General features: G+C 31.5%; 26 protein-coding genes, 6 pseudogenes and 1 riboswitch. Of the genes and pseudogenes, 14 read left to right on the forward strand and 18 right to left on the reverse strand.

Annotation, left to right across the window (positions count from 1 at the left end; translation table 11 throughout):
- Positions 1–1,057: pseudogene (locus tag IDG63_RS13185) on the forward strand (transposase); the annotation flags it as partial.
- Between the two features lie 62 nt (positions 1,058–1,119).
- Here IDG63_RS13185 and IDG63_RS13190 read toward each other — a convergent pair.
- The 3 genes from IDG63_RS13190 to metK form a co-directional block, all read right to left on the reverse strand.
- Entirely contained in the window at positions 1,120–1,953 is an 834-nt protein-coding gene (locus IDG63_RS13190; protein WP_000453317.1) for an aldo/keto reductase, read from the reverse strand.
- A gap of 211 nt (positions 1,954–2,164) precedes the next feature.
- Complete coding sequence (locus tag IDG63_RS13195) at positions 2,165–3,073, reverse strand: nuclease-related domain-containing protein (RefSeq protein ID WP_000366155.1); 909 nt, start codon at positions 3,071–3,073, stop codon at positions 2,165–2,167.
- Positions 3,074–3,197: 124 nt separating this feature from the next.
- Positions 3,198–4,391, reverse strand: a complete 1,194-nt coding sequence (gene metK, locus IDG63_RS13200) for a methionine adenosyltransferase (protein ID WP_000933822.1) — start codon at positions 4,389–4,391, stop codon at positions 3,198–3,200.
- Positions 4,392–4,496: 105 nt separating this feature from the next.
- Positions 4,497–4,608, reverse strand: a riboswitch (SAM riboswitch).
- A 154-nt stretch (positions 4,609–4,762) separates the two neighbouring features.
- On the opposite strand from metK, the gene pckA reads away from it, so the two are divergent.
- The gene (gene pckA / locus IDG63_RS13205) at positions 4,763–6,355 is read left to right on the forward strand and encodes a phosphoenolpyruvate carboxykinase (ATP) (protein WP_000109906.1); all 1,593 of its coding nucleotides are present in this window, start codon (positions 4,763–4,765) and stop codon (positions 6,353–6,355) included.
- Between the two features lie 377 nt (positions 6,356–6,732).
- Here the strand turns inward: pckA and IDG63_RS13210 are convergent, their stop codons facing one another.
- Together IDG63_RS13210 and ytkD are read right to left on the reverse strand one after the other, a co-directional pair.
- Positions 6,733–7,479 (reverse strand): alpha/beta hydrolase family protein, encoded by a 747-nt coding sequence (locus IDG63_RS13210; RefSeq protein WP_001834463.1) that lies wholly within the window; start codon positions 7,477–7,479, stop codon positions 6,733–6,735.
- 4 nt (positions 7,480–7,483) lie between these two features.
- On the reverse strand, positions 7,484–7,957 hold the full coding sequence (gene ytkD, locus IDG63_RS13215) for an RNA deprotection pyrophosphohydrolase (RefSeq protein WP_000672015.1): 474 nt from the start codon (positions 7,955–7,957) through the stop codon (positions 7,484–7,486).
- Positions 7,958–8,022: 65 nt separating this feature from the next.
- On the opposite strand from ytkD, the gene yidD reads away from it, so the two are divergent.
- The gene (gene yidD / locus IDG63_RS13220) at positions 8,023–8,280 is read left to right on the forward strand and encodes a membrane protein insertion efficiency factor YidD (protein ID WP_000718107.1); all 258 of its coding nucleotides are present in this window, start codon (positions 8,023–8,025) and stop codon (positions 8,278–8,280) included.
- Here yidD and menC read toward each other — a convergent pair.
- The 3 genes from menC to IDG63_RS13235 form a co-directional block, all read right to left on the reverse strand.
- Entirely contained in the window at positions 8,277–9,278 is a 1,002-nt protein-coding gene (gene menC, locus IDG63_RS13225; RefSeq protein ID WP_000778538.1) for an o-succinylbenzoate synthase, read from the reverse strand. The two genes, yidD and menC, sit on opposite strands and share 4 nt — an antisense overlap.
- A gap of 4 nt (positions 9,279–9,282) precedes the next feature.
- Positions 9,283–10,761 (reverse strand): o-succinylbenzoate--CoA ligase, encoded by a 1,479-nt coding sequence (gene menE, locus IDG63_RS13230; protein ID WP_000348365.1) that lies wholly within the window; start codon positions 10,759–10,761, stop codon positions 9,283–9,285.
- A 158-nt stretch (positions 10,762–10,919) separates the two neighbouring features.
- Positions 10,920–11,375 carry a DUF4909 domain-containing protein gene (locus tag IDG63_RS13235; protein ID WP_072414246.1) on the reverse strand — a complete coding sequence of 152 codons (456 nt, stop codon included), beginning with the start codon at positions 11,373–11,375 and terminating at the stop codon, positions 10,920–10,922.
- Between the two features lie 302 nt (positions 11,376–11,677).
- On the opposite strand from IDG63_RS13235, the gene IDG63_RS13240 reads away from it, so the two are divergent.
- From IDG63_RS13240 to IDG63_RS13260, 5 genes are all read left to right on the forward strand, one after another.
- Positions 11,678–12,328, forward strand: coding sequence for an excalibur calcium-binding domain-containing protein (locus IDG63_RS13240; protein WP_001795535.1), 651 nt, complete (start codon positions 11,678–11,680; stop codon positions 12,326–12,328).
- Between the two features lie 80 nt (positions 12,329–12,408).
- A complete protein-coding gene (locus tag IDG63_RS13245; protein WP_000070655.1) occupies positions 12,409–13,404 on the forward strand; it encodes a DUF4352 domain-containing protein in 996 nt (331 codons plus the stop codon).
- Positions 13,405–13,479: 75 nt separating this feature from the next.
- The gene (locus IDG63_RS13250; protein WP_000669027.1) at positions 13,480–14,106 is read left to right on the forward strand and encodes a hypothetical protein; all 627 of its coding nucleotides are present in this window, start codon (positions 13,480–13,482) and stop codon (positions 14,104–14,106) included.
- A 40-nt stretch (positions 14,107–14,146) separates the two neighbouring features.
- The gene (locus IDG63_RS13255; protein ID WP_000627537.1) at positions 14,147–14,488 is read left to right on the forward strand and encodes a DUF3969 family protein; all 342 of its coding nucleotides are present in this window, start codon (positions 14,147–14,149) and stop codon (positions 14,486–14,488) included.
- A 100-nt stretch (positions 14,489–14,588) separates the two neighbouring features.
- A complete protein-coding gene (locus IDG63_RS13260; RefSeq protein ID WP_000414214.1) occupies positions 14,589–15,161 on the forward strand; it encodes an SAV1803-related protein in 573 nt (190 codons plus the stop codon).
- Positions 15,162–15,358: 197 nt separating this feature from the next.
- Here the strand turns inward: IDG63_RS13260 and IDG63_RS13265 are convergent.
- The 4 genes and pseudogenes from IDG63_RS13265 to IDG63_RS14765 all read right to left on the reverse strand — a co-directional run.
- A pseudogene (locus tag IDG63_RS13265) lies at positions 15,359–15,987 on the reverse strand (ImmA/IrrE family metallo-endopeptidase).
- A gap of 113 nt (positions 15,988–16,100) precedes the next feature.
- Positions 16,101–16,193: pseudogene (locus IDG63_RS15015) on the reverse strand (DUF1433 domain-containing protein); the annotation flags it as partial.
- Positions 16,194–16,286: 93 nt separating this feature from the next.
- Entirely contained in the window at positions 16,287–16,463 is a 177-nt protein-coding gene (locus IDG63_RS13270) for a hypothetical protein (RefSeq protein WP_000375476.1), read from the reverse strand.
- 10 nt (positions 16,464–16,473) lie between these two features.
- Positions 16,474–16,656: pseudogene (locus IDG63_RS14765) on the reverse strand (hypothetical protein); the annotation flags it as partial.
- Between the two features lie 109 nt (positions 16,657–16,765).
- Between IDG63_RS14765 and IDG63_RS14770 the strand changes: the two are divergent.
- Positions 16,766–16,864: pseudogene (locus IDG63_RS14770) on the forward strand (hypothetical protein); the annotation flags it as partial.
- Positions 16,860–16,988 (forward strand): hypothetical protein, encoded by a 129-nt coding sequence (locus IDG63_RS14930; protein ID WP_001215822.1) that lies wholly within the window; start codon positions 16,860–16,862, stop codon positions 16,986–16,988. The pseudogene IDG63_RS14770 and the gene IDG63_RS14930, both read left to right, overlap by 5 nt.
- A 582-nt stretch (positions 16,989–17,570) precedes the next feature.
- On the opposite strand, the gene IDG63_RS13275 is transcribed toward IDG63_RS14930, so the two are convergent.
- From IDG63_RS13275 to IDG63_RS13285, 3 genes are read right to left on the reverse strand one after another with little or no spacing between them, the layout of a single operon-like run.
- Positions 17,571–18,014, reverse strand: coding sequence for a DUF1433 domain-containing protein (locus IDG63_RS13275; protein WP_000731412.1), 444 nt, complete (start codon positions 18,012–18,014; stop codon positions 17,571–17,573).
- A complete protein-coding gene (locus IDG63_RS13280; RefSeq protein WP_000731418.1) occupies positions 18,014–18,457 on the reverse strand; it encodes a DUF1433 domain-containing protein in 444 nt (147 codons plus the stop codon). The genes IDG63_RS13275 and IDG63_RS13280 overlap by 1 nt, the downstream gene beginning before the upstream one ends.
- A complete protein-coding gene (locus IDG63_RS13285; RefSeq protein WP_000745473.1) occupies positions 18,457–18,900 on the reverse strand; it encodes a DUF1433 domain-containing protein in 444 nt (147 codons plus the stop codon). Before IDG63_RS13285 ends, IDG63_RS13280 begins: the two co-directional genes overlap by 1 nt.
- A 467-nt stretch (positions 18,901–19,367) precedes the next feature.
- On the opposite strand from IDG63_RS13285, the pseudogene IDG63_RS14775 reads away from it, so the two are divergent.
- Together IDG63_RS14775 and IDG63_RS13290 are read left to right on the forward strand one after the other, a co-directional pair.
- Positions 19,368–19,442: pseudogene (locus IDG63_RS14775) on the forward strand (hypothetical protein); the annotation flags it as partial.
- Entirely contained in the window at positions 19,439–21,862 is a 2,424-nt protein-coding gene (locus IDG63_RS13290; protein ID WP_000221410.1) for a polysaccharide lyase 8 family protein, read from the forward strand. The pseudogene IDG63_RS14775 and the gene IDG63_RS13290, both read left to right, overlap by 4 nt.
- 123 nt (positions 21,863–21,985) lie before the next feature.
- Here the strand turns inward: IDG63_RS13290 and IDG63_RS13295 are convergent, their stop codons facing one another.
- Together IDG63_RS13295 and IDG63_RS13300 are read right to left on the reverse strand one after the other, a co-directional pair.
- Positions 21,986–22,363 (reverse strand): DUF1433 domain-containing protein, encoded by a 378-nt coding sequence (locus IDG63_RS13295; protein WP_001036003.1) that lies wholly within the window; start codon positions 22,361–22,363, stop codon positions 21,986–21,988.
- A gap of 205 nt (positions 22,364–22,568) precedes the next feature.
- Positions 22,569–23,009 (reverse strand): DUF1433 domain-containing protein, encoded by a 441-nt coding sequence (locus tag IDG63_RS13300; RefSeq protein WP_000759947.1) that lies wholly within the window; start codon positions 23,007–23,009, stop codon positions 22,569–22,571.
- Between the two features lie 44 nt (positions 23,010–23,053).
- On the opposite strand from IDG63_RS13300, the gene IDG63_RS13305 reads away from it, so the two are divergent.
- Both IDG63_RS13305 and IDG63_RS13310 read left to right on the forward strand, forming a co-directional pair.
- Positions 23,054–24,667, forward strand: a complete 1,614-nt coding sequence (locus IDG63_RS13305; protein WP_086095915.1) for a lipase — start codon at positions 23,054–23,056, stop codon at positions 24,665–24,667.
- A gap of 14 nt (positions 24,668–24,681) precedes the next feature.
- Positions 24,682–24,981 carry a WXG100 family type VII secretion target gene (locus tag IDG63_RS13310; protein WP_000095395.1) on the forward strand — a complete coding sequence of 100 codons (300 nt, stop codon included), beginning with the start codon at positions 24,682–24,684 and terminating at the stop codon, positions 24,979–24,981.
- 126 nt (positions 24,982–25,107) lie between these two features.
- Here the strand turns inward: IDG63_RS13310 and IDG63_RS13315 are convergent.
- Positions 25,108–25,847 (reverse strand): restriction endonuclease subunit S (locus IDG63_RS13315; RefSeq protein WP_206154568.1); only part of this gene is annotated, 740 nt, incomplete at its 5' end.

The following is a 25,847-nucleotide window of genomic DNA, read 5'->3' on the forward strand; positions in this document are numbered from 1 at the left end:
TAGATTTAATTGGTAGTCATTTAGATAAAGAAATCGAAGATTTAAATCATTCTATTGAGAACGAAGATTGTGCTCAAATTAGAAAACAGACCCGTAAAAAAAGAACTGAGATTAAGAAGTTCAAAAAGAAATTTGATGATTATTCCGAAAGAAAAAATAAATATGAAGAACAAAAATCGATTCTTAAAGATAGAAATAGCTTTTCTAAAACTGATCATGATGCAACTTTTATGAGAATGAAGGAAGACCATATGAAAAATGGCCAACTTAAGCCAGGATACAATTTACAAATAGCGACAAATTCTCAATTTTTTTATCCTATGACCTATTTCAAACCCCAACAGATACTAGAACTTTAATTCCATTTTTAACAATGATTCAAAATACATTCGGTTATTTACCAGAGTATATTGTAGCTGATGCAGGTTATGGTAGTGAGCAAAACTATATGGTTATTATAGATGATTTTAATAAAACGCCACTTATTACGTATGGCATGTTTATTAAAGATAAAACTAGAAAGTTTAAAAGTGACGTTTTTAACACTCAAAATTGGAAATATGACGAACTTAATGATGAATTTATATGTCCTAATAACAAAAGAATAGGTTTTAAAAGATATGCATACCGTAATGATAGATATGGTTTCAAACGAGACTTCAAACTATATGAATGTGATGACTGTTCATCATGTTCTTTGAGACATCAATGCATGAAGCCAAATTAGAAATCCAATAAGAAAATTATGAAGAATTATAATTGGGAATTCTTTAAAGCCCAAATTAATCAAAAGCTTTCTGAACCAGAAACGAAAAAAATCTATAGTCAAAGAAAAATTGATGTAGAGCCTGTTTTTGGATTTATGAAGGCTATTTTGGGTTTAACTCCAATGTCAGTTCGAGGAATAAATAAAGTTAAACGAGAGCTAGGTTTTGTATTAATGGCACTTAATATAAGGAAAATAGCAGCTCAACGAGCTGTACATTATAAAATACATATCAAAAAAGCTGATTTCTATCAAATAATTAATAGAAATCAGCTTTTTTACATTGCCTAAGAACTTAATGTCCCAAGCCCTGACAATTCATCTAACCTTTTCATCAGTTGAGCGATTTTAATCTATCCTTCAAAAGTTTTTGGATCAGGTCCAATTCTCTTATCTTGATTTAAACCATCAATTCGCGTCATTTGTTCATCTGATAATTCGAAATCAAATATTTGGAAGTTTTCAGAGATTCTGTTTGGTGTTACCGATTTAGGGATTGTAACCACACCATGCTGCACATTCCATCTTAAAACAACTTGGGCAGGTGACTTTCCTAATTCTTGAGCAATGTCTTTAATTGTCTCATCATTTAAAATTTGTGCATTCATCAATGGTGACCAAGATTCCATCACGATACGTTGTGCTGCCAAATATAATTTCAATTTATGTTGGGTTAAATATGGATGATATTCAACTTGATTAATTACAGGTTTAATTGACACTTGTGCCAACAAAGCTTCCAAATGTTCAGGTTCAAAATTGCTGACACCTATATTTTTAACTTTATTATTTTTATATAAATCTTCCATACCTTTCCATGTATCAACCATTACGGCTTCGTTCGTACCTGGCCAATGTACTAGATACAAATCTAAGTATTTTAAACCTAATCTAGATAAACTAGCTTCGTAAGCAGCTGCTACATTTTCACGACCGAAATCCTCAAAATATAATTTTGAAGTAATAAATAAGTCTTCTCTAGCAATACCAGTTGACTCCAATCCGGCACGAATGCCAGCACCTACTTGTTCTTCATTCCCATAAACTTTTGCGGTATCAATACTACGATATCCTTGTTCAATGGCATACTTAACACTTTCCATGCAATTTTCATCATTTTCCACACGAAATGTCCCTAAACCAATTTGTGGCATCGTGTTTCCATTATAAAATGTTTTAACCTCCATAAATATCGCCTCACCTTTTTGATGTATTATACCCTGTTATCATAACAAATCTGAGTTGAATACATGATAAAAAACACTTAGAGCAATCAACCACTAAAATTCTAGTAATATCTCTCAAATATTAATCAAATTGTAAAAGTAATTCTGTTTAATTTATGACAAACTAAAAAAGCCGAAGTAACAACATATAGTCATCACTTCAGCCTAACATTTAATTGAATGATTCAATTTTATCCATCATTTGTTGTAAGTCTTCCACGTTGTATTGAATACGACCATGGAATACAAATTTGTTAAAGAACTCGTCTAATTGTTCAGCACCGACAAGCACTTTGACAGCACTATTTTGATTATAATTTGAAATCGTTACATCGCCTTCATTTTTAGGATTAAAGTATAAAATTGAAGTTGGCGTATATTTGGCACCTAATTCTTTTTGTAAGTCTTCAGCCAATTGTTTAATCGCCTCAATTTGATCTGAATAATTTACAAATGATAATGAACGTTTGTCATCATTTTGATCCATCACAATAGTTTGCGGTCTAGATTTATCTAAATCCAATGTATCAAATACTTGTTCCATTGGTGGTAAATCTTTAAATTGACCGCCACTAATACCATTATAAACATGACCTTTTAACAATTGAGAATCAATAATATAAAGACCAGTTCTTGTTAATACTAAATGACTAATTCGTTCAATATTATTAAAGCCATCCTTTGGTAAAAAGATATTTGCCATAATGTGCATATCTTCTGGTCGAATTCGTTTTTCTTTAACTAATCTTTCACGAATACCAATTAATCTCATGTCCGTTACATATTCACTATGATTTTTCGAGAACAATTTTAACGCGTCAATCTCACGATCTTTTGTACTAACCATGTGATTATAATCTTCTTGTTGTTTTGTAATTGTCTTTTTATTTTGAATACGCTCTTTCTCTAAAGCTTCTTCATGAGACTTTTTAATGTTTTGTTCTTGTTGTTCATACTTTTCTTCTGTTTGTCGCTTAACTTTTTTCTTACTACCTAAGGCAACTAAGAAAAGGACAAAAAAGATTAATGCAATGACTACTGCAATAATGAGTCCAATGACTATCGGTGAAGATAAATCCATCACAACAACGCTCCTTTTTAATATACGAATAACTTTAATTATAATAGAAAAGCTAAAGATTTTCGATACATATTATCATTTATATACCGAAAATCTTTTATTTAGCTATATTCAATTCATCTTATTATTTTACTGCGTCTTTTAATTCTTCCACTTTGTCTAATTTTTCCCATGGGAATAATACATCTGTACGTCCAAAATGACCATAAGCAGCAGTTTGTTTGTAAATCGGTTGTTTCAAATCAAGCATTTTAATAATACCTGCAGGTCTTAGGTCAAAGTGTTTTCTAACTGCTTCGACAAGTTGTCCTTCAGAAACTTTACCTGTTCCAAATGTATCAATTGCAATTGACACTGGTTCTGCAACACCAATCGCATATGCCAATTGTACTTCACATTGATCTGCTAAACCTGCTGCAACAATATTTTTAGCCACATAACGTGCAGCATATGCAGCTGAACGGTCTACTTTTGTAGGATCCTTACCACTGAAGCATCCGCCACCATGACGTGCATAGCCACCGTACGTATCAACAATGATTTTACGTCCTGTTAATCCTGCATCACCTTGAGGTCCACCGATTACAAAGCGTCCTGTAGGATTGATGTAGAATTTAGTTTGTTCATTAATCAAGTTTTCTGGAACAGTTGGATAAATGACATGTGCTTTAATGTCTTCTTGAATTTGTTCAAGTGTCACATCCTCAGCATGTTGTGTTGATACGACAATCGTATCAATACGTACTGGGTTATCATTTTCATCATATTCAACAGTGACCTGAACTTTACCGTCTGGTCGTAAATAATTTAACGTACCATCTTTACGCACATCAGATAAACGTTTTGCCAATTGATGTGATAAATAAATTGCTAGAGGCATGTACGTTTCTGTTTCATTCGTTGCGTAACCAAACATTAAACCTTGGTCACCTGCACCTGTTGCTTCAATTTCTTCTTCGCTATCTTTATCACGATACTCTAATGCTTTATCCACGCCTTGTGCAATGTCAGGTGATTGTTCATCAATCGCAGTTAAAATTGCCATTGTTTCATAATCATAACCATATTTTGCTCTTGTGTATCCAATTTCTTTAATTGTTTCTCTAACAACTTTCGGAATATCAACATATGTTGTTGTAGAAATTTCGCCGGCGATCAATGCCATACCTGTTGTAACAGTTGTTTCACAAGCTACACGTGCATTTGGGTCGTCTTTTAAAATAGCATCTAATATTGCATCTGACACTTGGTCAGCGATTTTATCTGGGTGTCCTTCTGTAACAGACTCTGAAGTAAATAATCGTTTGTTATTTAACATAGTTTGCTCCTTTAAATTTATATTACGAAAATTCTCTCTCTGTGAGCTAAATAAAAAAGACCTTCTAACTATTAATATAGAGAGAAGGCCTAATACGTCCATTCGCTCTTATCGTTCAGACCTATTTGTCTGCAAACGGTTTGGCACCTTTCTTTTATAAAAAAAGAGGTTGCTGGGTTTCATTGGGTCCATGTCCCTCCACCACTCAGGATAAGAGAATCCGTTAAAAATAATAGTACCTAATTAATGAATTAATGTCAATTTTTCACAAATAAATTTACAGTAAAATATTGTAGATTAATTATGTTAATGTGTTATACTAATTAAATGTAAAGGCTTACATTTAAATTATCGCTTTGGAGGGATTTAGGATGTCAGTAGACACATACACTGAAACAACTAAAATTGACAAATTACTGAAAAAACCAACGTCACATTTTCAACTTTCGACGACACAACTTTATAATAAAATCTTAGACAATAACGAAGGGGTATTAACAGAACTTGGTGCTGTTAATGCAAGTACTGGAAAATATACTGGTCGTTCGCCTAAAGACAAATTTTTTGTCTCTGAACCTTCATATAGAGATAACATTGATTGGGGAGAAATTAATCAACCTATCGATGAAGAAACTTTCTTGAAGTTATACCATAAAGTACTAGACTATTTAGATAAAAAAGATGAACTATACGTATTTAAAGGCTACGCTGGTAGCGATAAAGATACAATGTTAAAACTTACAGTCATCAATGAATTAGCATGGCATAATTTATTTGCTAAAAATATGTTTATTAGACCTGAATCAAAAGAAGAAGCTACAAAGATTAAACCTAACTTCACTATCGTTTCTGCACCACATTTTAAAGCAGATCCAGAAGTTGATGGTACTAAATCTGAAACCTTTGTCATTATTTCATTTAAACACAAAGTCATTTTAATCGGCGGTACTGAATACGCTGGTGAAATGAAAAAAGGTATCTTCTCTGTAATGAATTATCTCTTACCGATGCAAGATATTATGAGCATGCATTGCTCAGCAAACGTTGGTGAAAAAGGCGATGTTGCATTATTCTTTGGTCTATCTGGCACTGGTAAAACAACCTTATCGGCTGACCCACACCGTAAACTAATCGGTGATGATGAACACGGCTGGAATAAAAACGGGGTCTTTAATATCGAAGGTGGCTGCTATGCAAAAGCAATTAATCTTTCCAAAGAAAAAGAACCACAGATTTTTGACGCAATCAAATATGGTGCAATTTTAGAGAACACTGTAGTTGCAGAAGATGGTTCAGTGGACTTTGAAGACAATCGTTATACAGAAAACACGCGTGCCGCTTATCCAATTAATCACATTGACAATATTGTAGTACCATCAAAAGCAGCACATCCAAATACAATTATTTTCTTAACTGCGGATGCATTTGGTGTTATTCCACCGATTTCAAAGTTAAATAAAGACCAAGCAATGTATCATTTCTTGAGTGGTTTCACTTCTAAATTAGCTGGTACAGAGCGTGGTGTGACAGAACCTGAACCATCATTCTCAACATGTTTCGGAGCACCGTTCTTCCCGTTACACCCTACTGTTTACGCTGATTTATTAGGTGAACTTATCGATTTACATGATGTTGATGTTTATCTTGTTAATACTGGATGGACTGGCGGAAAATATGGTGTAGGACGTAGAATCAGCTTACATTACACACGTCAAATGGTAAACCAAGCGATTTCTGGCAAATTGAAAAATGCAGAATATACAAAAGATAGTACGTTTGGTTTAAGCATTCCTGTAGAAATTGAAGATGTACCGAAAACAATTTTAAATCCAATTAATGCTTGGAGCGACAAAGAGAAATATAAAGCACAAGCAGAAGATTTAATTCAACGTTTTGAAAAGAACTTCGAAAAATTTGGTGAAAAAGTTGAACATATTGCTGAAAAAGGTAGCTTCAACAAATAAATTTGAATACTAATTAAAGAGCCAACCGTTGTTATAGTCTAACAATGGTTGGCTCCTCTTATTTTATGTGCTAAAAATTTATAGGCAATTTTATTACAACAATGCACATTTAAGGTGACCTTCATGCCAAACTCGCATCACTCATTTAATGGAAGCAGCACGTCTTCACATAAAGTACCGGTTCCTTACGCTATGCATGTTGCCCCACTTTGCATAAAGTACTTATCGTTAACTCAACGCAAGTTGTTCCTATTCACAAAAAGCACATACAGTTATCTGCATGGAGCACATTTTCATTGAAAGCGCATACCCCTCATTCAACGTATATCACACATCTTCAAAGCTTGATAGTTCCCATGCGCACACCACGTTTCATACTAGCTATGCGACTCAACTTGGTTCATAAACTCTTTAATATAAGTCAATGTTTCAACCATCGCTGGTGGTCTTGGCACATGTCCTTCTGCCATTTGATAAAATGTTTCATGCGTAGCACCTTTTAACTCTAGTTGGTCCGCTAAATAATACGCATGATGAATACCAACTTGCTGGTCTTTCCCTCCATGTACAATTAATATTGGCGGACTGTTTTCATTAATGTTTGGAATCGCTTGGCGTGCCTCATATGCCGCTCGATCTTTTTTCGGATGACCAATCATTCTTCGTAGCATGCCTCTTAAATCGACACGTTCTTCATACATTAAATCAATATCTGAGACACCACCCCAGATTGTATAACTTGTTACTGGTAAGTCTTGAAATGTCAACAATCCTTGTAAACCACCTCGCGAAAAACCAACCATGTGGATAAATGCATGTGGATATTTATCATGTAGCAATCTTAATAGTTGCGTCACATCATTTAAATCGCCACGATAAAATTCGTCTTTACCTTCACTCCCATTGTTACCTCGGTAGTATGGCCCAATCACTAAAGTTTGACTATCTGAAAATTGCATTAATCTACCTGCGCGCACACGTCCTACTTGACCTTTGCCACCTCGCAAATATACTACAATGCGATTTACTTCATGATGTGGTGTCATCATTAAAGCTTTTACTTGTAAGTCATCTGACAAATATGTAATTTCTTCGAATTGATGCGTAAAAGATTCAATTGGCATTCGTTTACGTTTGATAAAATCCAAGTGATTGCACCCTCTCTACGCATTTTAAAATGGTACTATCTTGCAGTAAGAAACTCCGTTGTGCGAGTTCAATATCATTGATACAGTTAAACAACACTGGCCCTGCTGTTTCTAAATAATCGTTCTTGCTTACCAATGATTCAACTTCGATAAAATATACATCTTTTACAAAATCAGTTTGATCATGTGTTTCAATGGTATATTGTGCTATGTAATGAATATTTTTAACTTTGGCGCCTGTTTCTTCATATAATTCACGGGTAACTGCTTCAGCACTACTTTCCCCGCGTTCCCTTTTACCACCAGGAAATTCAATGCCCCGTAAATTATGTTTGGTAAAAAGCAATTGATTTTTAAACGTTGGAATAGCTAGCACATGATTGCCATCTGCTAGCTCATTATCCTTTTTAAATGTCAAATTAACTTGACGATTATCTTTATCCCTAAACTTCACGCGCATCACATCCCTACATTGTATGTTAATATAATAGTTAATTACTATTGTTGGAGGCATTTATTATGAAAAAGATATTCTTGGCGATGATTCATTTTTATCAACGTTTCATTTCGCCACTCACTCCACCAACTTGTCGTTTTTATCCAACATGTTCAGAGTACACTAGAGAAGCGATTCAATACCACGGTGCTTTCAAAGGCCTTTATTTAGGTATCCGTCGTATTTTAAAATGTCATCCGCTTCATAAAGGTGGCTTTGACCCTGTTCCGTTAAAAAAAGACAAGTCAGCAAGCAAGCATTCACATAAACATAATCATTAATATGGTTGTAATTGAGTTATATCCACTAAAGGGGGGCGAAATTCGAGTCGCCCCTCTTTTAATATGCCTGAATGCGCCACCACATCTTGATCAAAATAATAACCTGCTGGTGTAACATCTCCTGGATAATCACCTTTACGAGCAAGCATCGCTGTAAAATAGCGGCTTAAACCATATTCGTACATGCCGCCAATAACCACTTTTACACCATGACTTTTCAAAGTATCAATTGCCGTTTGCACTTTATCAATGCCACCTAGACGAAATGGTTTTAATACAACAACTTTCACATTGTATAATTCTATCAAATTAATTATGTCCGACAATGATGTCGCCTTTTCATCTAGAGCAATTGGAGGTATTGTTCCATCCACTACTTCATCAAGCATGGAGATATCTTTAAATGGCTCTTCGATATAAAGAACCTGTTCACGCGCTAATAACTGTAACTGTGTGAAATCTTGACGATTCAAGGACTCATTTGCATCTATAACCAATTGAAAGTGAAAGTCTAATTCTCGTAACACTCTAATTTGATCCATGATTTGAGGTGTCCATTTTAATTTAATTCTAGTCGGCTTTGTTGCTTTCAATGACTCTAGTTGTTTATTTGATAAGCCGCTCGCTGTCGCTCCATATGCTACTGAAAATGAAGGCAGTACATGAAACATTTGATACAATGCCATGACAATAGTTGCCCTTGCAGAAGGCGTATTTTCCAATGAATCTACTAATTTTAGTGCTGCTTCATACGTTTCAAATGATTTATTTCTATTATCTTCGAACCATTGCTCAATTACATGTTTCACTGAAGCAATTGTTTCATGATCATACCAATCTGTTTGAAAAGCGTTACATTCCCCGAAATATCTATTCCCTTTATCATCAATCAATTCGATAAACAAACAATCACGATGCGTTAAAGTGACTTTCGGTGTTACAATTTGTGACTTAAATGGCTCACTATATTTATAAAAATGCAAAGCTGTCAACTTCATCAAATCATCCTCTATACAACTTATTTCTTTGTAATTTACCTGTTGATGTATAAGGTAAAATATCAACCTTTTCAAAGTGTTTCGGTACTTTATATTTCGCTAAATGTTGTGATAAATATGCAATCAATTGTGCCTTTGAAATGTCACTTTCACTGACAAAATATAATTTAGGCACTTGGCCCCAAGTATCATCAGGATGCCCTACACATACTGCGTCACTGATACCTGGAAATTGCTTCGCTACCGTTTCAATTTGATATGGATAAATATTTTCACCGCCACTAATAATTAAATCTTTACGTCGGTCATAAATCATGACATAACCTTCATGATCTATTTCAGCAATGTCACCCGTATTAAAATAACCATTTTCAAACGTACCCGTTAAATCTGTTGGATACAAATATCCATTCATCACATTGGCGCCTTTAATCATTAATTCTCCATGACCTTCTTTATTAGGATTTTTAATTTTTACGTCAACATTAGCACTTGGCATCCCTACAGTGTCAGGACGTGCATGCAACATTTCCGGTGTTGCTGTTAAAAATTGCGAACATGTCTCAGTCATACCAAATGAATTATAAATTGGCAGGTTATATTGTAATGCCGTCTCTATCATAGTGGCAGATAATTTAGCACCGCCGAGTAATATTTTTTGTAAATTATAAGGTTCATGTAAACCTTGTTGCATAAGCCAATTTAAAGTTTGTGGCACAAGCGAAATGTGCGTGATTCGTTCATTTTTAATCATCGTTAAAATTTGTTCGGCATTGAATTTATCAACAATGCGCACAGTAAAACCTTCAATAACAGCTCTTAAAAGTACACTGAGACCCGAAATATGATAAATCGGCAAGACAGATAGCCAATTAGTGTCACGATCAAATCCCAAGCTCTCTTTACATCCGATTGCACTGGCATAATGATTACGAAACGTTTGTGGCACCGCTTTTTGAGGGCCCGTTGTCCCTGATGTAAACATAATTGATGCAATGTCATCTAAATTAAATGATGTATTTAATATGTTGGACGGCGACTCTTTCGGCACCACAGTTTCATTCGATGTATCATATTGGATACCCATTGTGTTGTCCAACAAACCGTTCGTTGTAATATCCCTTCCAGCGAATTCAATATCATCCAGCGATACAATTTGAAACCCTCGCAATTCCAGTGGCAAGGTACAAAAAATCAATTGTACATCGATTGACCTCATCTGATTCGTCATCTCATTAGGTGTCAACCTTGTATTAATCATCGCAATTTCAATATTTGCCAACCAACATGCATGTATTAAAATGATCGATTGAATCGAATTATCTATGTATAGCCCGACACGAGATTGTTGATAAGCCTTGAGTCTTTTAGCCAATAGACTCGCTTCACAGTATAAATTTTGATAAGTATAAGATTCTTGACCGTCTGTTATCGCAATATGATGTCCATTTTGTTGTGCTTGTTTATATAACCAAAAGTCCATGCGTTATTCCTCCAAAATCATTTACATTATAATTATAACGATTTTATGACATTCTAGCAGTGGTTATGTTTAAAAATATAAAAAAGTAGACGAATTGATGCATTGATATGATTGTTATAATGCTCAATACATATCGTTATATCATTCGTCTACTATTATCAGTTATTTTTATTTAATTTTAGTGTCATTCTGTCATTTTGATGTGGTGATTTACCCATTTTTGCCACATCATCTGCAATGTCAATTGGTATACGATTCATGTCTTGTAATGCACTTAAATGGAATACTTCATCATCTAAATTTTCAATGAGATATACATAATATGTTACCTTGTCCTTTTTATATTTTAACGTTTTCCAAAAGTCCGGCTTGCAATTCAATACATTATCCGGAATATATTCAATAAATAAGTAACGTTTGCTGCCTACTTTGTCTACGAAATATTTTGCAGTGCCTTTTTCTATACCTCTTATATGTGCATAGTCTGCTGAAAAGTAAATACTACCTATTGTTTCATTATGTTGTTGTATTTCAAATCGTTGGTCTACTATTTTATTATTTGTGCCACAACTACTTAAAAAAATCAGTAGATATAGCATTAAACATATTTTCATCCCCTTGAATCTTAAAAACTTTTTCAAAAGCAACACCTCTAAAAATAAATACAATATATTATAGCAAATAGAAATTATTATTTTGTTAAATTAAGTTGTCATGTTCGTGTCATTTTGAGTCGTAATACAACTTTACAATTATTAAATTAACACTTCTACAATCCAAAAATATTTTTAAAGTTTTGAAAAAAATTAAAGTATTTCCACTACTAATTTGGTAAAATATGATTATGTGATATAGTGAAAGCGTTTTACACTTAATAACTCCCTCTTAAATGCATCCAGGTTTTATGTAGTAAATCATGAAAATAACATATAAATATAGAGGAGATTTACCTTTGAATACAGAGAACAACAAGAATCAAAACCAATCTGTTAAAAATTCTGAAAGACGCGGCATGTTAAAAGGATGCGGCGGTTGCCTTATTTCTTTTATTTTATTAATAATCTTATTATCAGCCTGTTCAATGATGTTTAGTAATAATGACAATTCCACTAATAATCAATCATCAAAAACGCAATTAACTCAAAAAGATGAAAATAAAAATGAAGATAAGCCTGAGGAAAAATCAGAAACAGCAACAGATGAGGATTTACAATCAACCGAAGAAGTACCTGCAAATGAAAATACTGAAAATAATCAACATGAAATTGATGAAATAACAACAAAAGATCAATCAGACGATGATATTAACACACCAAACGTTGCAGAAGATAAATCACAAGACGACTTGAAAGATGATTTAAAAGAAAAGCAACAATCAAGTAACCATCATCAATCCACGCAACCTAAGACCTCACCATCAACTGAAACAAACACGCAACAATCATTTGCTAATTGTAAGCAACTTAGACAAGTATATCCGAATGGTGTCACTGCCGATCATCCAGCATATCGACCACATTTAGATAGAGATAAAGATAAACGTGCATGTGAACCTGATAAATATTAAACAACAAGCGAATTGAATTCAAATTGTATTTAGCTTTATGCACTAATCACATAGTAAATAATGAGGGAGATTTTTTAGGCATGAGCAATCAATTCAAAAGCGAAGAAGAGCGAAGACAATGGGAACAATTCCAAGCTTTCCAAAATCAACAAAACCAACAGAACCAGCAATACGGACAAAAGAAATCTAAAAAAGGATGGTTCTGGGGCTGTGGTGGTTGTCTAGTATTATTTATTTTAATTATCATCGGTATTTCAGCTTGTACAGCTGGTATTACAGGTAACCTTGGCGGAAATAGTTCTAAAGAAACGAACAAAACCCATAAAATCGGTGAAACTGTTAAAAATGGCGACCTTGAAGTCACTGTAAATTCAGTGGAAACTATGAAATCTGTAGGACCATCTCTTGCACCAACAAACGCTAAAGGTATATTTGTCGTTGCTGATGTGACGATTAAAAACAAAGGTAAAGAAGCGTTAACAATTGATAGTTCAATGTTTAAGCTAAAATCCGGTGATAAAACATTTGAAGCAGATAATACAGGTTCAATGTCTGCTAATCAAAGTGACAATGGTAGTATAGAAAATTCATTTTTCTTACAGCGTATAAATCCAGATAGCACTGCTCAAGGTAAAATTGTTTTCGATGTGTCAGAAAACATAGCCAACGCAAAAGATAAAAAATTAGAAGTTATTTCTAGTTTATTTAGCGTCAAGAAGATTACATTTGATTTATCCGATGCTAAAAAAACATCAAAAGCTAAAAAAGACAAGCAAGATACAGAAGTAGCTGTTGCGAGTTCAAATAGCGATAATGTAAGTTATGAAGCTTCAGCTACTACACCTGCTACAACTTCTAGTGCAAATAATGATTCTGAAGAAAATGAACAGTCTAGTAAAGATGAAGATAAGCAGAATACGTCTAAAAGTGATAAATCTAGTGTAGAAAAAAGTGAATCTAATGAAGAAACTGCTCCTGTAGAGCCTATGCCCCATAGCAAACCTACCACTAGTGAAGCACCACCTAGTCAAAATATTCACAATGAAGATAGCATGTACGACGCTTCAACAGAATAAAATTTCAGGGTAGTTCGGCTACCCTTCTTTTACGGAAAAATTAATTATACATAATCAAATCAAGGAGATAAAAAAATGAAATTCAAAGCTATCGTTGCAATCACATTATCATTGTCACTATTAACTGCCTGTGGAGCTAATCAACATAAAGAAAATAATAGTAAATCAAATGACACTAATAAAAAGACGCAACAAACTGACAACACTACACAGTCAAATACAGACAAGCAAATGACACCACAAGAAGCCGAAGATATCGTTCGAAACAATTATAAAGCTAGAGGCGTTAATGAATATCAAACATTAAATTATAAAACAAATCTTGAACGAAGCAATGAACATGAATATTATGTTGAACATCTAGTCCGCGATGCAGTTGGCACACCTTTAAAACGTTGCGCTATTGTTAATCGACACAATGGTAAGATTATTAATATTTTTGATGATATGTCAGAAAAAGATAAAGAAGAATTTGAAGCATTTAAAAAGAGAAGCCCTAAATACAACCCAGGTATGAGTGATCATGATGAAACAGATGGTGAGTCAGAAGACATTCAACATCATGACAATGATAATAACAAAGCAATTCAAAATGACATACCAAATCAAAAAGTCGATGATAAAAGTGATAAAAATGCTGATAATAAAGTAGAAAAACATGATAACCATGCAAAAAATTCAGCAGAAACTAAAGTTAAATAAGGGTATACTTTGATTAATTGTAATTTTTAGGAGAAAAACTATGATAACATTTGAGAATATACAACAACTTGAAAAATACACCTTAATGACTATGCATGGTCTTTTTAATCAACTTAAACTCGGTATTATTTCAATCGACAATGCAGAGCATACCCTCTTTACACCTTATATGATGGAATCACTCTCTTCCCTAGGTGTGAAACCAGACATTATCGATTTAATTCACAAAGGGACAGAGTTAGAAGACTTTGCAGCATTTAATTTATCAATTGAAGATACAGTTACAGTCTGTTTACAAAGAACTGAAGAACTATTAAAACAATACAAAAATGTAGAATTCAATGACAAAATATTAATCAATTGGCGTATTATACAAGAGTAATAGACATATAAAAGTCGAATGTAACTACGTGAGTACTGATTTTATTTTTTGTAAATTACAAGCATTTCATATCATAAAGTTTGAAAAGAGGTATATTGAAGTGGAGAAAAACGAATATACAGCTAAATATAATGAATATAGTCAATTATTAGACGCTACTTACTCGCAAGCTGTAGCATACCTTTTAAATAAATATGGCGCTGTAACCGATGATTATTATAAGGAAAAATCATACACGCGATTTTTAAATGGAGAAATCAAAAGTATTTCAAAAGGAAAATACACTAGAGCTAGCGAAGGATTATATTGTCATCACATAAGCGAAGACAAATTCCAAAACTTATCTGACCTAAGATTCATTTCCGAATTTAAGTACTCATACAACGTTCAAAAGAAAGAAAACTTAGTATACTGTGATCTAATCGAGCATTTAATTTTACATGCAATTATTACAAAAGAATCCAATGGCCAATTTGGTGTGGCTGGATTATGTCAAATGATCAAACCAACAGTCATTGATTGGTACATTGGCGAATATAATCCAAAACCAGCATGGATGCAAGCCACCAAAGCACGTGCCTATTTGCCTGGAATATTAGTTGAGAAATTACTCATTAAAATTGACGATATGTTAGAAGGAATAGAAATATATGATTTCCTTGAGTCGCGATAAATGATTAATGGAGATTTATTTTTTGCTGTTGAGATTTTGTTATAGATGTTTAAACCTGTAATTAAATATATTTTATAAAAATAGACCACGCATACCTATCTATAAACGGACAATGTTTATAAATGAGTTTGCATGGTCTTGAATTGTATTAGTTTTCTTTTGGTTTTAATAGTTCACTTAGCTTATTTCATTATTTATTAAATATGTATTCCTAAATTATACAGTCTTAATCCAGCGGCTATTTTCGAAACTTCCAATTTAGATGATATAAGATTTAATAGTTTGTTTCGTTCTTTTTCAGATAAACCAGAATTTAAATTGATATTATTGACTTCATAAAAATTATAGACTAATGCCTCTATTTGCTTTTTAGGCATAAGTAAGTCGACTGAAAACTGATTTACGGCGCTTTCATAAATCATTTCATGTAAATTCTTTAGACTATTATCGTTGTTATCTTTAATTTTGTATAAATAACGGCCGAGTTCACGAGCTACTGCAAATCTTGTATTATTAATCGAGTGATTATTATTGATATAAATCGTTCTTCCACTTAAATAACCCGAAGTATTACCCTCCATTTTAATATATTTAACTTTTAAATTAAGTTGAAATAATAGCTTGTCTATGTCAATAGCAAAATGTTCAGAAGTAATAAAAAGTTGATCCATTTTGTCCTTAACTAATGACTGAATTAATTGAACTATTTCTGGTTCTAAAATATCTTCATAATGAACTTTCTCAATAACTTTCAATTGATTCCCCTCCCTAACTAAAAAATCGAACCTACATCATTTAATAAATTTAAAACTATAGGTGCAAACATTATTAAAATAAAACCCCTCCACTACTAAATGTAACGAAGGGACATGATTTCAAAATAAAATACCTTTTTTATAAATTTATTATAATATTTTTCATTATACTGTACAACCGAATCTAATCCAACGATCCCGAAAAGAAGAACAACGGTGGCTCGGCTTCATATTCATTTTTGTCCAAGTGTTCTTTTTCAATTATTTGATTGACGGTTTTCCAATTTTTTACTTCTTGCCTTTTAAAAAATGGCTATGAAAAATTCTATCCCCATAGATTTCTTCATAGCCAATGTTAATTTGTTTCATGTCATTTCTTTAAAATTCCTAAAAATATATAAACTAAAAGCATAAGTAACACAGCAAAAATTGCCGAATATATAATTATTGAAAAAGCATTGCTTTGCATTGGAACTAAATAATTTAAAGTACAAAATAATAATAATGCTAAAATACCAACTTTAAGTGAATATTTTAATCTATCCATAAAATCACCCTTACTGATATCCCCATTTTTCTCCTATCAGAACGTATTCCCCGGCTGCATTCTTTTTAGTTTTTAATTTTAAATATATTCCCTTACTAGTATCAATATTCGATGCAGCTATAGATCCAAGGAAACTACCAACACCTGCGCCAACTAAACCTCCTATTAGTGCAGAAATAACACTAATTGCCCCGCACCAATAAAAATCCCCTCACTACCGCAAATAGTGAGGGGATTGGTGTATAAGTAAATACTTATTTTCGTTATCTCAATTATACTGCTAATTTTTCTTTTTGTAAAATATGCAAGGTTTTAAAGAGAAACATCAAGAACTAAAGAGTGCTCTATGCCAAATTGGACTGATGCGTTCAATATCGGAAGTTAGACAACTAAACATTGCGACATATAGCAACTTGGGAAATGGAAGAAATAGAATACTTACATTTAGAGGATGAATATAAAGAAGATATACTTTATTTTGAAAAAGAGGATGATAAAGTAATAACAGTTACAAATATTTTATAGACTTGCTCTGGTTTCAATGATATTTGATCAACTCAATAATGAGTCGCCTAGCTTTATTTAAAAAACTCCTTTAAAGGGTTGTTTAATTTTAAATGTAGGCGATTTTATTAATGCTTGAACAAAGAGTGTCTATCCTCTTAAATTGAATTCGTCAAATTAAAATACAAGATATTTGAGAAACTATAGAGTACCAGTCTAAGTAAAATAATTCTCAAAAAAGCTGATTCATTTTAATAGACTAGTCATCTGTAAAGAAAGTTGTCCCTAATTACTGTTCAAAGTTATCCAGTACTAAAGTTCTTGCTATTTTTTATACCGCCTGTTGGAAATTTCTTAAATCTATTTAATAAGACTACATCTGATATATGGTCAAAAGAGTTTATCTTATTAAATTTAGAGATTGTTCTGTTTATCTGTATAGCTATAGTTTTAATCAATTATATATACAAAAAAGCGAGTATTATTAATTTTGGTATTCGTAATAGTCACTTTTTGTATGTTATGTAATGATTTTTTTAAATACTCTTGTCCTTTAATGATTGTGAGGATAATAATAATTTTTATTACACCATACAACCGAATCTAATCCAACGATCCTGAAAAGAAAAACAACGGCGGTTCGGCTTCATATTCACTTTTATCTAAATGTTCATTTTTAATTATTTGATCGACGGTTTTCCAATTTTTTATTTCTTGCTCTTTCAATAGTTTTCCAAGTTTTTCTTCGTCATATCCTATATCTCTTTGAAATTGCTTTCTACCACCTACATTAATAAAAGCTTGAAATTCATAATCTTTATTGTTATTTATATAACCACCTATAAAATAACTGTCCATTGGCGACTTTTTAAATCTCGTTACTTTAAGTGACTTATAATGATTCAAGTTATACTTAAAAAATAAATCTATTCTCTTTTCTTGCGTTTCAATGTAATGGTCTTTTTTTTGTTTATTATGTGCATATGCAATAACTATCATACCTATTAAAATTACACTAACTATTATTAAAATATATTTCTTTTTCATCACTCTAATCTCCCAGAAAAGAAGAATAACGGTGGATCGGCTTCATAATCACTTTTGTCCAAGTGTTCTTTTTTTATAATGTCTGTAGATTTTAATTCATTTTTATGGTCTTTTTCTTTAAATAATTTACCAAATGTCTTATCATCGTATCCTATGCTATCTTCAAATTGATGATTGTCAGTTGCAGAGATGAGAACTTTAAAATCATAATTTTTGTTGTGATTAACATATCCATCCACAATATAGCCACCCATAGGCGTCTTTTTAAAACTAGTAATTTTCATTGAATGATAATTATTAAGGTTATATTTAAAATATAAATCTATTCTCTTTTCTTGTATTTCAATGTAATGGTCTTTAATTTGCTTATTATGCGCATATGCAATAACTACCAAACCTATTATAATTACTACAACTATTATTAAGATATATTTCTTTTTCATCACTCTAATCTCCCAGAAAAGAAGAATAACGGTGGATCGGCTTCATATTCACTTTTGTCTAAGTGTTCTTTTTCAATTATTTCATCGACTGAGAGTTTATATTTAGGGTCTTTTTCTTTGAATAATTTGCCTAATTTATCTTCATGGTAACCAATATCTTTCTGATATTGATTATTGCTTCCCGAATCTATACTTGCTTGGAATTTATATTTTTTATCATCATTTATATAACCTACAATGAAATACCCACCCATCGGAGTTTTATGAAAATCTGTCACCTTCATATTTTTATAATTGTTAAGATTATGCTTAAAATACAAATCGATTCGTTTTTCTTGTGTCTCAATGTAATGAGCCTTTATTTGTTTATTATGCGCATAAGCAATAACAATTAGGCCTATTAATATTGCAACAACTACCACAAATACACATCTCTTTTTCATTTTAACCCCCTATTGTAGTATTTATTTCTTATAGATTTTAGATTTCAAAAAACAATTTACTTTGACATGCTATCTTTTTTCAATGTTCCGTATATTCCTCTTATAATGCATTGTTTCAAAATACTTTTAATAATTATTCGCTTGACATAGTAATAAATACATAAAATCGCGCAGCTTTGCATTTCGCATTATATATAAAATAGCAATCTTATTATAAATATAAATAAATATCTTCTTAGGTTCACTTACCATTTTATTACTTAAAACAAAATTTGTCTCATTTCTAACATTTTACATTACATCAATTTTAATTATTTTAAATATTGTATAAATTAATTATTTAAAATGCTATAATCGATAAGATTGTTAATATTTAATTTTCTAATTTTAATTTCTTTACATTTATAGATACTAAATAAATCTCATGGTGACTGATAGTTTCCATGCATCAACGAATTTTCCAATCCTTTGGAAAGTTAAATTATTAATTAATCATAATATTAATTGCGCACGCGCAACACAAAAAGGAGACATGTCAATGACATATAAAATGAAGAAATGGCAAAAATTATCCACCATTACGTTATTAATGGCCGGAGTGATTACTTTGAATGGTGGTGAATTCAGAAGTATTGATAAACATCAAATCGCTGTGGCTGATACGAATGTTCAAACGCCAGATTATGAAAAGTTGAGGAACACATGGCTGGACGTTAACTATGGTTATGATAAGTATGATGAGAATAATCCAGATATGAAGAAGAAGTTTGATGCTACGGAGAAAGAGGCAGAGAAATTACTCAAGGAAATGAAAACTGAAAGTGATAGGAAATACTTGTGGGAAAACTCAAAAGATTTAGATACGAAGTCTGCGGATATGACTCGTACCTATCGTAATATTGAGAAAATCGCAGAAGCGATGAAGCATAAAGATACTAAGTTAAAAACAGATGAAAACAAGAAGAAAGTGAAAGATGCACTTGACTGGCTGCATGAAAATGCCTATGGAAAAGAGCCAGATAAAAAAGTAAAAGAATTGACTGAGAATTTTAAAATAACTGATTCATCAAAGAAAAAAGCTTTAAATTGGTGGGATTATGAAATTGGAACACCTAGAGCATTAACAAATACCCTAATATTACTGAATGGTGATATTTCAAGTGATGAAAAGAAAAAATACACTGCCCCTATTAAAACTTTCGCCCCAGATAGTGACAAAATATTATCTTCTGTAGGAAAACCTGAACAAGCTAAAGGCGGAAATTTAGTAGACATTTCTAAAGTAAAACTTTTAGAAAGTATTATCGAAGAAGATAAAGATATGATGAAAAATTCAATAGATTCATTTAATAAAGTCTTCACTTACGTTCAAGATTCTGCCACTGATAAAGAACGTAATGGATTTTATAAAGATGGTTCATATATCGACCATAAAGATGTCCCATACACTGGTGCTTATGGCGTTGTACTCTTAGAGGGGATTTCTCAAATGATGCCGATGATAAAAGAAACACCTTTTAATGATAAAACCCAAAATAATACAACCTTAAAATCATGGATTGACGACGGATTTTTACCACTCATTTATAAAGGTGAAATGATGGATTTATCACGTGGTAGAGCCATTAGCCGTGAAAATGAAACGAGTCACTCAGCATCTGCAACTGTAATGAAATCATTGTTGAGATTAAGTGATGCCATGGATGAGTCAACAAAAGCTAAATATAAGCAAATCGTTAAAACTTCTGTTAAATCTGATTCAAGTTATAAACAAAACGATTATTTAAGCTCTTATTCAGATATAAGCAAAATGAAGTCTTTAATTGAAGACAGCACTATTTCTACTAACGGTTTAACACAACAACTTAAAATATATAATGACATGGATCGTGTCACCTATCACAACAAAGAATTAGACTTTGCATTTGGATTAAGTATGACATCGAAAAATGTCGCACGTTACGAAAGTATCAATGGAGAGAACTTAAAAGGTTGGCACACCGGTGCAGGCATGTCTTATTTATATAACAGCGATGTCAAACACTATCGTGATAACTTCTGGGCAACAGCCGATATGACTCGTCTTCCAGGTACTACTACTTTAAATGATATGCCATCTACAAATACTAAGAATGATAATTCCTTTGTAGGCGGAACAAAATTCGATGAACAACATGCTAGCATTGGTATGGATTTTGAAAATCAGGACAAAACTTTAACTGCCAAAAAATCATATTTCATATTAAACGATAAAATTGTCTTCTTAGGAACTGGCATTAAAAGTACTGGTTCATCAGAAAATCCAATTACAACGATTGAAAATCGTAAAGCAAATGAGTATAAATTATATAAAGATGATATTGAAAATACTACTTCAAATGATAATACTCAGGAAACCCATTCCGTCTTTTTAGAGTCCAGCGATACTAAAAAGAACATTGGTTACCATTTCTTAGACAAGCCAAAAATATCTGTAAAAAAAGAAACACATATTGGCAAGTGGAAAGATATTAACAACAGTCAAAGCAACACTCAAAAAAATGATGATTATTACGAAGTAACTCAAACACATAATACATCAGACAGTAAATATGCATATGTTTTGTATCCTGGTTTAACAAAAAGTGATTTTAAATCGAAGAATAATATTGTAAATATTATTAAACAAGATGAAGATTTTCATGTAATAAAAGATAATGATGGCATATTTGCTGGGGTTAATTATAGTGATAGTACTAAAACTTTTGACATTAATGGTACTAAAGTCGAAGTTAAAGCCAAAGGTATGTTTGTAATTAAAAAGAAAGATGATAAAACATATGAATGTAGCTTCTATAATCCTGAAACTACAAATACAGCTTCAAATATAGAATCAAAAATTTCAATTGCAGGTTACACTTTAATTAATAAAAGTGTCACAAACTCTAATGAGGCCGGTGTAAACTTTGAATTAACTAAATAATTAATAAAAACTCGGCACTATACTATTTTTATAGTGTCGAGATTTTATAAGCATTGCAAGATTTTATATCATATTTAAATTCATCTAATGACTTATATTTTTGATTCATCACAATATGAACTATTATTTATTGGACGTATTTTGCTCTTTCTTTATTTCAGAAACTGACTTAGGATTTTTAATAAATTTTCTACCCAATTCACCTGGATAAGAAATATCGGTATCAAATTGAAAATCATCAATAGATCTTATGCCAGCTGTAAATGATAACTTTCTATCATTATTTATATAACCACTAATAGAATAACCATCCATTGGGTTTTCTTTTTGTTCCTCGAATTGTATTTCTTTAAACCCTTTAACATTATATTTCATAAATAATATGATTCTTTCTTTTTGCTCATCATAATATTTCATTTCATCATATTTCATCTTCAAAAAGATTCCGCCTAGAATCAATATTATAATTATAAATACAATCACAAGAGGTTTTTTATTCAAAAAACCCATCTCCTTTTCATTGGATTTATTGACGAACATTTTAAATTAATGAAGCATACAGAGTATTACGATGAATGTAAAAACGTTGCAACCCATATGACTAATGGTTTTAACATTAGTAAATTTTAGTTTTACATATTCTTTAATATAGATTTAGTTTCCTTTAAAATATAAATCATTAAATTATCTAATCTATTCATATTATTTATTCAAGTGGACCTGAAAAGAAAAATAACGGTGGCTCGGCTTCATATTCACTTTTGTCCAAGTGTTCTTTTTCAATTATTTCATCGACAGTTAATCGGTCATTAGCATTTTTTTCTCTAAATAATTCACCTATTTCATCCTCTTTATAACCTAAATCTCCTTTAAATTGTTTATTAGTATCAGAAAATATCACAGCATCAAATTTATAATTTTTTTTATTATTGACAAAGCCTTTTATAAAATAACCCCCCATTGGATTCTTTTTAAAACTTGTAACTTTCATTGAATGATAATTGTTAAGATTATATTTAAAATACAAATCTATTCGCTTTTCTTGTGTCTCAATATAATGTTCTTTTTTACTTTTGTGTAACAAATACCCTACTATAATTAAACATGTTATAATTACTATAATAAGTAGTTTGATATATTTTTTCATTTTTATTATTACCTCTTTTTTATTTTTTATAAGGAGTGTTCCACATGTTATTAAGAGATAGCGATGCAAGAATGTTATCCGAAAATTCATATGATAAGTTATCAGTTGATGAGGTATATACATTTTCAAATAAAAAACAATACAAAGTCATCGAAAAACGCGACGACACCCAGAATGGGTTTAGAGCATATGTTTTCGCTCCAGTAATCAAAGGTAAAGTTGATAAGAGTCAACTTTTAATAGGTTACGCTGGCACTGACCCATATAGTCTAAATGATATTCGTACTGATTTACAACTTCCCATTCATCATAACACAAATAATCTAAAAATTAATAATCATTATAAAGATTTAAAAAACTCAACTATTCACAAAAAATACAATACAATAAAAGATAAAAATGACCTTTTTAGTTTTTCTTCTAATTTAAATAATAAAGCACTTTTCGGTGATCTATGGGCAGCTAAGTTTGCACCGACTCAAATGGACGAAAGTGATGCTTTTACTGAATCAGTTAAAAAGAAATATCCAGATAGTGAAATTCACCCATTAGGACATAGTTTAGGTGCGTTTTTAGCTCAATATAATTTAATAAAACATAATCTGGATAACGGTACAACGTTTGCAGCACCTAACGTATACCATTCATTTACTGGCGACTTTAAAAAAGACATTGATAATGGTGTATATGATTCAAAAATACGCAATATTGGCCATTTTGATGATCCTATTAATAACTTTAACTTCTTCGATCATCCAATTGGTGAAAATATAATTGTAATGCCACATTATGATGGATTTATAACTGCTCTTCCTTTAATTGGTCAACACACAATTGAATCATACAATGATTTCGATGCGGATGGTACAGTGAAGGAAATGCCAGAACTTGAACAATTTAATGATGACCAATCTCTTAATAATAGATTTCAATTATTTGACCCATTTGGTATAAAAAGCAGATTTTTCGACTCTATTAAAATCGATAGTTCTATATTAAATAGAACAAGTGAAAATGATTTTGATCCTTTTGCTATTCTCAATAAAAAAGATAAATTATTCGAATCAAATGACCTTGATATAGAAGGATTTAATAATAAACAAAAAGAAGATTTAAGCATTGATTTAAATCCTTTTGATGATGAATTAAATAATGAGGACGAACCATTAATTCCCAAAAGAGGCGATAGTAAAAAATTAAAAGCAGAAAAGAAAATCTCTGTTAAAAAAACCAAAAGTAGTTCCAAAAATTCAGGCAAAAAAGTAAAAATTCAGCCTGATGAAGTGCGTAATATCGCTAGCACAATTCGTGATAGACTATTTTTGTATACACAAATAATTACTGCATTGGATGAATATAGAGAAGAAACAATGTCAGGGGCTAATCGTATTTTAGATAAATATCAATCAGAGCTTCTAAGCGGTTCACATGAATTTATAACACCTAACGATTTTGAACAGTATATGGAGATTTTATCAGTTGAGGGAAGTTCGGGTAATTTCAAGTTTTATAATAGTGGTTTAATGGATGACTTAATTCAGGCATTAGATCAAAACAAAAAAGACTTGCTACAATTTGCTGAAAAACTAGAATTTGCTGCAAATAAATTCGAAGAAAAAGATTTAGAAGAAAGCGATGTTTTTGGACTATTTAGTTAAAGAGGGTAATTTATATGAGCTCAAAAGATGCAAAGAAAAGTCAAGAAGAAGCTAGATTACAACAATTAAAGCAAGAAATGCGTAATAGTACTGATAATATGGTTAGCAATGCTAAAAATAATGTAGCATTAAAATCTCAAACATTAAATGAAATCATTGAAACAATTAATAATTCTTCGCAAAGTTTAGAAGGTACATTTGAAGGGAAAGCAAGCGAAGCAGCCCAACAAAGTATAAATAAACTCAAAAACAATAACGAAAATCTTAAACAAAAATTTGAGACCCTATTAAATACATTGAAGATAAATGGATGATATTGAGAAATTATTAATTTATCTGTACTTTTTTATACATTACGTAAATCCCCTCGCTAAACAAATAGTGAAGGGATTTATGTTTACTTATAATCTATGCTGAACTAAATATCATAATTAATACTATTATATAAACATTTTTTGAAGTAAAACCTGCTTACGTCGCTTAAGATACATTATTTTTTCTTGCTGCAATTCAATTAGTTTTTCATTTCTATTAAAAAACTGCCCCACTTTTTCTTGTTCGTGATTGCTTGGCATATTCAGTGTTTGAGATTTGACAATTTCTGTATTTAAATTAACTTGACTACCTGGTTGACCGTATTTACTCCATTTATCCTTGAAATATTCAAGCCAATAGTACATAAAGAATAAATTAAACTTAGGATTTAAAAATATTAAAAATCCATCATGAACTCCCGTTTTCACAAAATTCATTACAGGTTTTCCAATACTTGCCGCAATACTTAATAGTAAATGTGTTGTTACTAAAACCCTTGTTTTTTCTTGACCTTCAATTGATAATTTTTGTTCCAAATGATAAATTTTCCCGTTTTGATTTGTAACATCAGAAATTCTTAGCCATCCTATGTCTGATTCTTTATTAAACCATTTAGGATCTTTAATAGGTCTAGGAGAAGCCCCTCGTACAATTTGTGATAATTCCCCTAATTGCTTCTCTTCCCAATCTGGATAATCATTACCATTCTCATCTTTAAATCTCAGTTCCTGTGAGAAAATTTTCTGCATATAGCCTTTTTTCTGTTGTTGAAGCAATTCAAGTTTTTGTTCTTCTAACTCGATTTGGCGGTCAATTTTTCTAAAAAAGGTTCCGATTTTTCGCTGTTCTTCAATTATATTTGTAA

The organism is Staphylococcus sp. EG-SA-14 (genome assembly GCF_017151935.1).
GTDB lineage: Bacteria > Bacillota > Bacilli > Staphylococcales > Staphylococcaceae > Staphylococcus > Staphylococcus aureus.

Bases quoted from the DNA above. Each gene is read 5' to 3' on its own strand.
- IDG63_RS13190 (WP_000453317.1), bottom strand. From the start codon at position 1,953: ATGGAGGTTAAAACATTTTATAATGGAAACACGATGCCACAAATTGGT.
- IDG63_RS13195 (WP_000366155.1), bottom strand. From the start codon at position 3,073: ATGGATTTATCTTCACCGATAGTCATTGGACTCATTATTGCAGTAGTC.
- metK (WP_000933822.1), bottom strand. From the start codon at position 4,391: ATGTTAAATAACAAACGATTATTTACTTCAGAGTCTGTTACAGAAGGA.
- pckA (WP_000109906.1), top strand. From the start codon at position 4,763: ATGTCAGTAGACACATACACTGAAACAACTAAAATTGACAAATTACTG.
- IDG63_RS13210 (WP_001834463.1), bottom strand. From the start codon at position 7,479: ATGCCAATTGAATCTTTTACGCATCAATTCGAAGAAATTACATATTTG.
- yidD (WP_000718107.1), top strand. From the start codon at position 8,023: ATGAAAAAGATATTCTTGGCGATGATTCATTTTTATCAACGTTTCATT.
- menC (WP_000778538.1), bottom strand. From the start codon at position 9,278: ATGAAGTTGACAGCTTTGCATTTTTATAAATATAGTGAGCCATTTAAG.
- menE (WP_000348365.1), bottom strand. From the start codon at position 10,761: ATGGACTTTTGGTTATATAAACAAGCACAACAAAATGGACATCATATT.
- IDG63_RS13235 (WP_072414246.1), bottom strand. From the start codon at position 11,375: ATGAAAATATGTTTAATGCTATATCTACTGATTTTTTTAAGTAGTTGT.
- IDG63_RS13240 (WP_001795535.1), top strand. From the start codon at position 11,678: ATGAAAATAACATATAAATATAGAGGAGATTTACCTTTGAATACAGAG.
- IDG63_RS13245 (WP_000070655.1), top strand. From the start codon at position 12,409: ATGAGCAATCAATTCAAAAGCGAAGAAGAGCGAAGACAATGGGAACAA.
- IDG63_RS13250 (WP_000669027.1), top strand. From the start codon at position 13,480: ATGAAATTCAAAGCTATCGTTGCAATCACATTATCATTGTCACTATTA.
- IDG63_RS13255 (WP_000627537.1), top strand. From the start codon at position 14,147: ATGATAACATTTGAGAATATACAACAACTTGAAAAATACACCTTAATG.
- IDG63_RS13270 (WP_000375476.1), bottom strand. From the start codon at position 16,463: ATGGATAGATTAAAATATTCACTTAAAGTTGGTATTTTAGCATTATTA.
- IDG63_RS13275 (WP_000731412.1), bottom strand. From the start codon at position 18,014: ATGAAAAAGAAATATATTTTAATAATAGTTAGTGTAATTTTAATAGGT.
- IDG63_RS13280 (WP_000731418.1), bottom strand. From the start codon at position 18,457: ATGAAAAAGAAATATATCTTAATAATAGTTGTAGTAATTATAATAGGT.
- IDG63_RS13285 (WP_000745473.1), bottom strand. From the start codon at position 18,900: ATGAAAAAGAGATGTGTATTTGTGGTAGTTGTTGCAATATTAATAGGC.
- IDG63_RS13290 (WP_000221410.1), top strand. From the start codon at position 19,439: ATGACATATAAAATGAAGAAATGGCAAAAATTATCCACCATTACGTTA.
- IDG63_RS13300 (WP_000759947.1), bottom strand. From the start codon at position 23,009: ATGAAAAAATATATCAAACTACTTATTATAGTAATTATAACATGTTTA.
- IDG63_RS13305 (WP_086095915.1), top strand. From the start codon at position 23,054: ATGTTATTAAGAGATAGCGATGCAAGAATGTTATCCGAAAATTCATAT.
- IDG63_RS13310 (WP_000095395.1), top strand. From the start codon at position 24,682: ATGAGCTCAAAAGATGCAAAGAAAAGTCAAGAAGAAGCTAGATTACAA.